Origin of the sequence: Nostoc sp. 2RC, assembly GCF_014222165.1 — a bacterium.
In the GTDB taxonomy this organism is placed as follows: Bacteria; Cyanobacteriota; Cyanobacteriia; order Cyanobacteriales; family Nostocaceae; genus Nostoc; species Nostoc linckia.
In genome coordinates this window covers 1-5,383 of sequence record NZ_JACKZU010000477.1, presented here as the reverse complement: position 1 = coordinate 5,383, position 5,383 = coordinate 1, and the positions used below count along the sequence as shown (strand labels likewise).

General features: G+C 40.3%; 4 protein-coding genes. 2 read left to right on the top strand and 2 right to left on the bottom strand.

The genetic code is table 11. From position 1 onward, the window contains the following. Positions 1-239: 239 nt before the first annotated feature. Positions 240-2,861 (bottom strand): ATP-dependent chaperone ClpB, encoded by a 2,622-nt coding sequence (clpB, locus tag GNE10_RS31635; RefSeq protein ID WP_185569895.1) that lies wholly within the window; start codon positions 2,859-2,861, stop codon positions 240-242. 521 nt (positions 2,862-3,382) lie between these two features. Between clpB and GNE10_RS31630 the strand changes: the two genes are divergently transcribed. After that, positions 3,383-3,607 carry a hypothetical protein gene (locus tag GNE10_RS31630; protein WP_099081357.1) on the top strand — a complete coding sequence of 75 codons (225 nt, stop codon included), beginning with the start codon at positions 3,383-3,385 and terminating at the stop codon, positions 3,605-3,607. A 127-nt stretch (positions 3,608-3,734) separates the two neighbouring features. On the opposite strand, the gene GNE10_RS31625 is transcribed toward GNE10_RS31630, so the two are convergent. After that, complete coding sequence (locus tag GNE10_RS31625; RefSeq protein ID WP_185569893.1) at positions 3,735-4,577, bottom strand: hypothetical protein; 843 nt, start codon at positions 4,575-4,577, stop codon at positions 3,735-3,737. 381 nt (positions 4,578-4,958) lie between these two features. Here GNE10_RS31625 and GNE10_RS31620 point away from each other — a divergent pair, with 381 nt between their 5' ends. Then, the gene (locus tag GNE10_RS31620) at positions 4,959-5,342 is read left to right on the top strand and encodes a hypothetical protein (RefSeq protein WP_260447114.1); all 384 of its coding nucleotides are present in this window, start codon (positions 4,959-4,961) and stop codon (positions 5,340-5,342) included. Positions 5,343-5,383: the final 41 nt, after the last annotated feature.

Below are 5,383 nucleotides of genomic sequence, written 5' to 3'. Positions count from 1 at the left end.
GGAAAGGGGGAAAGGGGAAAGGTTTTAAATATTATCAGACCTCTTGCAATCAATTGCTTTTTGCACTCTTGTGGTCAAAGGGAAAAGCGATACATGTTAAAGGGGAAAGGGAAAATACCAAACCTTTCCCCCTTTCCCCTGCCCCTTTTCTCGACTTCTCTTAGAAGTCTATCCTTTGCCCTTTCCCCTTTTCCCTTTTCCCTTTCCCCTTTTCCTGCCTCCCAAAATCGAAAATCGCCTCAACTACTAAAAATCTCCACAACCGGTAAACGGCTAAAGGAAAGACGCTCATTTTGCACGTCCACGAAGATGGTGTCACCGTCGTTGAATTCGCCGCGCAAGATGGCTTTGGCAATTTGCGTCTCTAATTCGCGCTGAATCGCTCGTTTCAATGGACGTGCCCCAAACACTGGATCGTACCCTACTTCTGCTAAAAAGTCAAGAGCAGAATCGGAGATTTTCAGAGAAATCTTGCGATCGCTCAGTCTTTGGCGCAGTCTTTGTACTTGTAATTGTACGATTTGACGTAATTCGTGCTTGTTTAAACCGTGGAAGATGATCATTTCATCTACGCGGTTGAGGAATTCTGGACGGAAGCTATTTCGCATCGCCTCCATTACCCGACGGCGCATTTCTTCATAGTGTGCGTTATCACCAGCGATATCGAGAATATATTGAGAACCGATGTTGCTGGTCATGATGATAATAGCGTTCTTAAAGTCCACTGTATGACCTTGGGCATCGGTAACCCGACCATCATCGAGTATTTGTAGGAAAATATTGAATACATCGGGGTGGGCTTTCTCGATTTCATCGAAGAGAATCACCGCATAAGGACGACGACGGATTGCTTCAGTTAATTGTCCGCCTTCTTCATAACCTACATATCCTGGAGGCGCACCGATAAGTCTTGAGACGGCGTGTTTCTCCATATATTCCGACATATCGATTCGCACTAAAGCTTCTTCGGTGTCGAACATGTACGCCGCTAAGGCTTTCGCCAATTCGGTTTTACCGACACCAGTGGGGCCGAGGAAAATAAAGCTGGCGATGGGACGATTGGGATCGGCTAATCCAGCACGCGATCGCACAATTGCATCGGCTACAGCTGTGACTGCTTCTTCTTGTCCAACTACGCGGTGGTGCAATTCATGTTCTAAATGTAGCAGTTTTTCTTTTTCAGATTCCACCAACTTGCTAATGGGAATTCCCGTCCATTTAGAAATTACTTCAGCAATATCAGCTTCGGTTACTTCTTCTCGCAACAAAGATTTGCCGGTTTTTTGGGCATTTGCTAATTCGCTTTCTGCTGCTTCTAATTTGCGATGTAAATCTGTTAATTTACCATACTTCAATTCCGCAGCCCTGTTGAGGTCGTAATCGCGTTCTGCTTGCTGAATTTCTAAATTCACCCGTTCAATTTCTTTTTTGACGGACTGAATTTTAGTAATAATATCTTTTTCAGATTGCCATTGCGCGTTGAGAGTACTTTGTTCTTCTTTGAGGTCAGCAATTTCTTTTTCCAGTCTTTCTAAACGTTCGCGAGAAGCAGCATCACTTTCTTTTTGTAGTGATAATTTCTCCATTTCCAATTGCAAAATCTTGCGGTCGATTTCGTCGAGTTCTTCTGGTTTGGAGGTAATCTCCATTTTTAATCTAGCGGCGGCTTCATCTACTAAGTCAATGGCTTTATCTGGTAAGAAGCGATCGCTAATATAACGACTCGATAATATCGCCGCTGCAACCAAAGCACTATCGGAAATCTTCACCCCGTGGTGGTTTTCATAGCGTTCTCTCAAACCCCGCAAAATCGAAATCGCGTCTTCGACACTAGGCTGATCCACATAAACTTGTTGGAAACGTCTTTCTAATGCTGCATCTTTTTCGATATACTTGCGATATTCGTCCAAGGTTGTGGCTCCAATACAGCGCAATTCGCCCCGCGCCAACATTGGTTTTAATAAATTCCCAGCATCCATCGCTCCTTGGGTAGCGCCAGCACCAACAACGGTGTGAATTTCATCAATAAATAAAACAATATTACCACCAGATTCGGTGACTTCTTTTAATACTGCTTTCAGACGTTCTTCAAATTCACCCCTGAATTTTGCCCCCGCAATTAAAGCGCCCATATCTAAGGCAATTAACTTGCGGTCTTTGAGGGATTGGGGCACATCACCAGCCACAATGCGCTGTGCTAAACCTTCGGCGATGGCAGTTTTTCCAACACCAGGTTCGCCAATTAATACAGGGTTATTCTTCGTACGACGAGAGAGAATTTGGATGGTGCGACGAATTTCATCATCCCGTCCAATCACTGGATCGAGTTGACCTTTTCGGGCTGCTTCTGTAAGGTCACGCCCATATTTTTCCAGTGCGTCATATTTGCCTTCTGGATTTTGGTCGGTCACTTTTTGGCTCCCACGAATTTGTTTAATAATATTTTTTAGTTTCTTTTCGTCTAAACCGAATTCTTGAAATAAACTTTTGCCAAAGCGATCGTCTTTAGCATAAGCCAGCAATAAATGTTCTATTGAAATATATTCATCTTTAAATTCTTGGCGATATCCGTCTGCACGATCTAGTAGTGTATCCAAGCTGCGTCCTAAATAGACGGAAGTACTGCTACCAGACACTTTCGGCTGACGTTGGATGAATTGATCGGTGCGATCCCTGAGTTTTTGCAAGTTAACGCTGGCTTTCGTCAAAATACTGCTAGCTAGACCATCTTGTTCTAGCAGTGCTTTCATCAAATGTTCGCTTTCAATCTGTTGTTGTTGATATTGTTTAACAATATCCGGCGTGTGGGCGATCGCTTCCCAAGCTTTTTCCGTAAATTGGTTTGGATTAGTAGGTTGCATAAGCTATTCGATAAACCACTTTAGGGGCACAAGGCACATGGAGTAATGTTCTTTGATAAAAATATTGTAAAAACATGTAAGCACCTAGTTGGATCGGTCTTCACGTCTTCCTAGAGTAGTAGTATTACCGCTTTTGGTGGTTTTTTGGCTTTTGTTGCTGGGGGAGGAAACATTTGTCTCCACAGCAAAGCGATCGCCGTGAGCATCTTACATTCTCCACTGTAGATTTAATTTAAATTAATTGATTACTGATATTAGTAAATTTCTGTTAACTGATTGCTAGCACAATGAATATAACTAAGTTTCTTGGGGGGAGTGGCAATTGACACACTACATGAATCAAAGAAACAGCCTGTTTTCCCAGTTTCTTTTTTCGATAAGCATACTTAGTTTTGTTGATAGCGTGAGTACAATAAAGATATAATAATGACTTTGGTTATCAAATTTTTATTACCAAATGCATAAATTTTGAAAATAAACCAGTAAATTTATTTATCCTTATTTATATAGCGATGAAAAAAGTGAAAAATTTACCAATAACAGGTTTAACAGCCGAAGAACGCCAGTTTCTATTGATCAAAGAATCTAAAGAATATATGCGCGGTAAAAAAAGCCTCAGGCAATTTCAAGAGGCTGAGCGCAAGTATGGTACAGATTATGGTTCAGTTACACTAGAATTAGCCAGCAAAGATAAAATGCTACCAAAGCTGTGGCGTTTTCTAGCATCATCCTGGCGGCAAAATTAAAGATAAATATTTAACTCAAATCAGATATTAGGACTATGATTTGATATGACTAAAAAATTTGGTGCAACTTTAAAATCCTAATTCTCTATTCCCTACTTTCTTTTACCTAACCATACACTTGGTGATTTTAATTAGTAGTAGAATGTTGTAGCTGGTAATTACGAGCTACTAGCATCACTGTTGCTAAACGATTTGCAATTACAAATAACAACTCTTGAATAGCTTTAGAATCAAAAGTTGTTACATTTTTACTGTAAAGACACAAAACTCCTAAACTATCTGTACCACCGATAATTGGTATAGTAATCAATGTCATATAATCTAAAATGCGGCGATTTCTATCCTTGCTAAAAATGTATTGCGGATCGTCAGCCTGCCACATCTTATTAATTCGTGACAGATGTACAATTCTTCGTTTCCCATCCACGAAAGTACAACCCGCGCATCCGCGATGTTGATTAGGGTCTTGACCAATATAGAAACGTACTTTATTCCCGTATTCATTTGGTGATTGTGATTGACACCAAGTAGTTAAAAACTCTGGATTACTAGGGTCTGGTGCATAAATAGCAATACCACAATCATCGAGAAGTGGCATGATATTATGTGTTTTTTCAATAAATTGCTCTAATAATCGCTTCAATGATTCATGAATATTTGAGTTGACATCCAACTCAGGTAAAAGTAACAGTAACGAATCATCTAATTCGTTAAGCTTGATAACGATTTGATGTGCCTTGTGATAATGTCTTGCAGTCCATAAAAGCGGTAATAGAGTAATTAATAAAAATACAACCAAAATCCATAGTGGAACTGGGGCTGGTTTATTAATTAAATTCAAAAACTTTTCTGGAAAAGCTTTATTTACTTGAGTGGTAATAATACTAGTAAAAACTGCAAGCGGTAAAGACGCAATAAAACTGACACCTGTTTTCACCCAGTTGGGAATTCGCGGTAGGTTAAACGCCATAAGTGTTAATTGGCATCTAAAAAGCTGGTCAAACAAATTCGCAATAATACAGTTTTGTTGTTTTTCGTAATTTAAATTAGTTTTTATGCAAGCTGAAATTAATCAATTTACAATTACATCTGCAAATTGAAAATTGGGTTGCTTGCCTGCTGCTTTGGGTTACTGTGAATTGCGAATTGTTCGGTCACTATACTCTTAATTACAGTATAAAGGTTATATAAAGAACGACAAGTCAGTTTTAGAGAATTTCACTGATGACTGTTGACTGTTGACTGTTGACTGAGGAATTATATTCTCCCCTGCCCCTCTATCTCATCTCCGTTGCCTCCCCATCTCTCCTGTGCCCAGACAGAGCTACTATAATTTCAGGTCGCCTAGTGGATGCTGAAAATGATTGACCCCTACGACTTTGAGGATGATGACTTTGACTTAGAGAATGAGGATTTATTTGAAATAAAACCCATCAGTCAAATGACTGAAGGAGAAAAGCTACAGCGATTTAAGCGTTTCTTCGACAGCAGCAGCCGTGCTATGTTGCAAGACTGCCTATTTCGGCTTGTCGTTCGTGAAGATGGTTTGGGTACTTTGGAAATTCTCTGCCCTAATGAAGTTGTGAGGCAACGCCTTTCCAAAAAAAAGCGCAAAATTACCAACAACATCAACACTTGTTGGAGTCATATCAGATGGTTTTCGCTATGTGTCCAGCAAGATGGTGAATTGCATTGTCAAACATTTACCCGCAACGGTAATTTAGTAACGCGTTAAGTAGAGTGAATGGGGAGATGGGGGAGATGGGGCAGAGGGGC

What these genes read in the sequence shown, in the direction of transcription:
- clpB (WP_185569895.1), bottom strand. Translation starts at nt 2,861, where the DNA reads ATGCAACCTACTAATCCAAACCAATTTACGGAAAAAGCTTGGGAAGCG.
- GNE10_RS31625 (WP_185569893.1), bottom strand. Translation starts at nt 4,577, where the DNA reads ATGGCGTTTAACCTACCGCGAATTCCCAACTGGGTGAAAACAGGTGTC.
- GNE10_RS31620 (WP_260447114.1), top strand. Translation starts at nt 4,959, where the DNA reads ATGCTGAAAATGATTGACCCCTACGACTTTGAGGATGATGACTTTGAC.